Raw genomic sequence first — 3542 nt, 5'->3', positions numbered from 1 at the left:
GCCACCCCCGGATTAGCGCCGCTTGTGGCGTTAATCTGATTAACTATCATCGCCAGTGTAGGTGAAGGGATGCCGCTGATTGTGGCATCCAGGTTGGAGTTATTCTGAAAATTACATAGCTGCGACTCACCGAAATTAGCAGCAATGCTTGCCTCATCAGTGCCATAGTCCTGCCAACAAGCGTTGAGTCCTGCCTGATCATTGACTTGCGCCTGCGCCGCCCCAGCGCACAAGAGCGCTGCCACAGTTACTAATACCCTGGAAATTTTCATCTTATCCTCTCCTTTTAGATGAACGAAAAAAGCCTTGTTTTATAGGTCTTACTCTTTAGTGATCTCATCGAAACATTGCTCACACATCTCATCGAAACATTTCTCGCACAGGCCGCTTATCTGTGTCTCCTGCCAACCTTTCTGCGTGAAGCAATTGTCATCGCCGAAGCGCTTCTCGCAGCGCACGCACGATGTATGACTCACGTGAGCGGCGGCAAACGCCTTCTGAGATTCGTATCGATCTCGGTTGTGCTCGAAGCAAGCCCATCCCTCACCGTAAACAATTTGGTTCCATGCCTGCCAGCTGGGGAAAGGAACCTCGTCGTTCTGAGGGCGCTTGATCTCTTCACTCATAGAGTTTTCACTACTGATGTGATCGATGGTGAAGCAGGTTGCGGATAGCGTGCGGCGTACTCCTGGAACAGCGCTTCATTGATTCCGGTACGTAGTATCAAGCTCTCGGCAAAACATAGACGCAGCAGCAATGCGTCGCGTTGGAGTTGAAGCTCGACTGCAGAGCGCTCCCACCACATATGGTTTTTAAGCTCCTCCCACAGTTGCCGATAGTCGTCTTTCGGCACCCATGCGCGACCCTCCCACGCTATGGTTTTGAGATCAGACGGAGCCGGCGGTGCCGAAGCATTCACGGCTTCCCTCTCGACTTGCGATGCTTGTCCGCCTTCGGACAACTTGAAAAATGGGAGATGTGACGGCTCAGATCCAGCTGGTGTTCAGCATCGTTCGGCTCGACACTGGATGCATCCACCGGCATCTTCTTGCCGGCTCTGGTGCGAAACCAGACGATTGGCGCACCGCAGGAACTGCAGTGGACCTCGAACGGATGGCGGCGTTTGATCTCTTCACTCATGCTCTGGCACCGGCAGCCGTGCGTAACACAGCCCATTGAGGATTGCCGTCACGACGGTCTGATTAGCCCGGATGAATTCTTGTGTCGTGCGCAAAGCATTGGCAGTGTCTCGCGCGAAGTCGTAACCTTTGCCAAGATCGATCTCATCCCCGATCGATAGCTTCGGCATTTTTCCGTAGTAGAGATTCATGAACTTTTCTAGTTCAAAATGCCCCACGACACATATCAGAGTCTCATTGTCTGTTATGCCGATGACTTTCATCGCTGTCCTGTGATCGGTGGTGAAGCCATGCTATTTGCCGCTGATTGACCGGCTGGGCGGCGCTGCTCATTGTTATTGCGTGTCTGCGTCATATACGTTTTTCCTTCCTCAGCGCACCGCAAGAACTGCAGTGGACCTCGAACGGATGGCGGCGCTTGATCTCTTCACTCATGGCGGCTTCTCCCTCCCCACCAGCAACGTAACGGCGTCCATGAAATCGCTGATCTGACCTTCCAGGCGCTCGACCACCGTGATCAGGCGCGTGACCGAATAATCGAACTCACTGGCGGCGCACTTCATTTGCTCGGCGGCTGATGCGATCTGGTGGCCAGCACTCGCAACAGTTTCGGAGCCGATCAGAATGACTTGATCCATGCTATTTGCCGCTGCGGATATTGCCTTCATCCCAAATCTCGATCGCCTCGGCGCCGCCGAGCACCGGGATCGCATCTTTCTTGAGTGATCGGGCGAGCTTGCCAATCTTGGCCTCATCCAGCATCCAGAATGAGTCAGGGATCAGATCCGGATTCTTGATGCGGTAGGTCCACTTCTCGGCCCGCGATAACCCAGCGATCTTCGGCGTCTCAACGACCGGCACGTGCGCGACCACGCTTTGCGCCTGCAATTGCAGCGCCTCGGCCTTGTCCTCGCGGCCCTTGGCGGCCTCGCGCGCGGCACGCGCCTCGAGCTTCTCACGCTCCTTGCGTGCGGCCTCCTCGGCTTCGGCCTGGCGCTTGGCCTGGATACGGCGCTGCTCGTCCTGGTAGTTGCGCAGGGCGCCCTTGATGCGCTCCTCGATCGCTGCCAGACGTCCCAGCGGCTTCTGGAAGAAGCCTAGCGCGGCCTTGTAGGTGGCATAGGCAGGCTTCACGATCTTATCCGCCTCGGCTTGCACTGCGTCCTGGGCGCGCTTGATGGCCTTCAAATCATCCGCACTCGCGGTGTACTGCTCGACGGTTTTGACCTGATAGGTGACGTACTGTTGCTCGAGCGCGCTGACGGTGGACAGTGCCTGCGCGACTTCGGGGCGTTCGGCCAATTGCGCCGTGGGATCAGGCGCCAGTTCTTCAATGACGGTGGCCATGACTTTGCGAGGCTCGAAGCGCGGGCCCCTGGCGGTGTCGGAGGGTGTTTTCATTCCTGTGGCTCCTCTATCGGCTCCAACGTAACGATTACCTTTGCGCCATAGCTTGACCACTCGACTGCGGATATCTCAAGCGTGTCGGCGACTGTGCCAGTCAAAGCGCTTTTCAACGCCTTGCCAAGGATCTCTTGCGCCTCTTTTTTAGACAGTTCAATTTCGATCTTCATCGTGTTTGGTTGATCCAGTTGTGAATGTTGAGACAGCTGATACCGATGTGCAGATCCCCATCATCGCTGTAACTTTTGATGTCATAGCGACCCTCTCCCAGCAGGTGCACCACCTTGCGAGCCCTCGCGAGCTTGGTGCCTGTCATCGCCTCATAGGCATCTTTGTACAACGCAGTCTGCGCCCTCGAGGCGCGCAGCACGCTCGAATTGGTCTTAATATCGACCAGCACTGGCCGCGGCGATATGTTCCAAGCCAGCAGATAGTCCAGCTCGCCGGCAATATGTAACCTAGGGTGATAGACGATCAGGCGCGACTCGATCACCTTGGCGCCGGTGTCCTTGAGGAAATTGATCCAGCTATTGAGGTGCCCGCGCAGGCCAGGGTCGAGCCTCTCCTCATCCAGCGCGCCGTAATCCCACAACTGACAAGCCCTATCCACGTGGCGGCCGAACTGCGCCGCACGCTCGAGGAATCTCGGATCGACGCCCTCGAGCTCGTTGATGGACTTCAGAACCTGCGTGACGCCAGGCACAACGCGATTACCAAGGCGATAGATATGCGACTCGTCGCGCGTCAGCTTAGGAGGCGTCGCGGCGTCAGCCATGCGATCGATCCCAATCGAACAGCGTTTTGTCCGCCGATTGCGCGAGTTTCAACAAACTGTCTTCCAGGGCAATGGCGCGCTCTTGCTCGATTCGCGCATCAGATCCTGGAGCGCCGACAGGTTTATTCCTGAAGGCTGGATGCTCTGCAATGCATTGTCGGGCCAGAGCTGCGATCTGCCGCAAGTCTTGCGCCATCTGATTACAGATCTGATCGAAGCTCATG

The 3542-nt window shown here is 56.4% G+C and carries 10 protein-coding genes; all 10 read right to left on the bottom strand.

Translation table 11 applies throughout. From position 1 onward, the window contains the following. On the bottom strand, positions 1-272 hold a 272-nt coding region (locus WCB02_RS42010), incomplete at its 3' end, for a hypothetical protein (RefSeq protein ID WP_423968933.1). A gap of 48 nt (positions 273-320) precedes the next feature. Beyond that, positions 321-626 (bottom strand): hypothetical protein, encoded by a 306-nt coding sequence (locus tag WCB02_RS42005; protein ID WP_423968931.1) that lies wholly within the window; start codon positions 624-626, stop codon positions 321-323. Then, positions 623-919: a hypothetical protein gene (locus WCB02_RS42000; RefSeq protein ID WP_423968929.1), complete on the bottom strand. Its 297-nt coding sequence runs from the start codon at positions 917-919 to the stop codon at positions 623-625. Before WCB02_RS42000 ends, WCB02_RS42005 begins: the two co-directional genes overlap by 4 nt. Then, positions 916-1140, bottom strand: a complete 225-nt coding sequence (locus WCB02_RS41995) for a hypothetical protein (RefSeq protein WP_423968927.1) — start codon at positions 1138-1140, stop codon at positions 916-918. The genes WCB02_RS42000 and WCB02_RS41995 overlap by 4 nt, the downstream gene beginning before the upstream one ends. Then, positions 1133-1402, bottom strand: coding sequence for a hypothetical protein (locus WCB02_RS41990; protein ID WP_423968925.1), 270 nt, complete (start codon positions 1400-1402; stop codon positions 1133-1135). Before WCB02_RS41990 ends, WCB02_RS41995 begins: the two co-directional genes overlap by 8 nt. A 168-nt stretch (positions 1403-1570) precedes the next feature. After that, positions 1571-1777 (bottom strand): hypothetical protein, encoded by a 207-nt coding sequence (locus WCB02_RS41985; protein ID WP_423968923.1) that lies wholly within the window; start codon positions 1775-1777, stop codon positions 1571-1573. A gap of 1 nt (position 1778) precedes the next feature. After that, on the bottom strand, positions 1779-2540 hold the full coding sequence (locus tag WCB02_RS41980) for a hypothetical protein (protein WP_423968921.1): 762 nt from the start codon (positions 2538-2540) through the stop codon (positions 1779-1781). Beyond that, positions 2537-2713, bottom strand: coding sequence for a hypothetical protein (locus WCB02_RS41975; RefSeq protein ID WP_423968919.1), 177 nt, complete (start codon positions 2711-2713; stop codon positions 2537-2539). Before WCB02_RS41975 ends, WCB02_RS41980 begins: the two co-directional genes overlap by 4 nt. Beyond that, complete coding sequence (locus tag WCB02_RS41970; protein WP_423968916.1) at positions 2710-3318, bottom strand: hypothetical protein; 609 nt, start codon at positions 3316-3318, stop codon at positions 2710-2712. Before WCB02_RS41970 ends, WCB02_RS41975 begins: the two co-directional genes overlap by 4 nt. After that, a partial coding sequence (locus WCB02_RS41965) for a hypothetical protein (RefSeq protein WP_423968914.1) occupies positions 3311-3542 on the bottom strand: 232 nt, incomplete at its 5' end. The genes WCB02_RS41965 and WCB02_RS41970, both read right to left, overlap by 8 nt.

Origin of the sequence: Bradyrhizobium sp. (assembly GCF_049581145.1) — a bacterium.
Lineage (GTDB): Bacteria > Pseudomonadota > Alphaproteobacteria > Rhizobiales > Xanthobacteraceae > Bradyrhizobium.
This window is presented reverse-complemented; position numbering and strand designations above follow the sequence as displayed.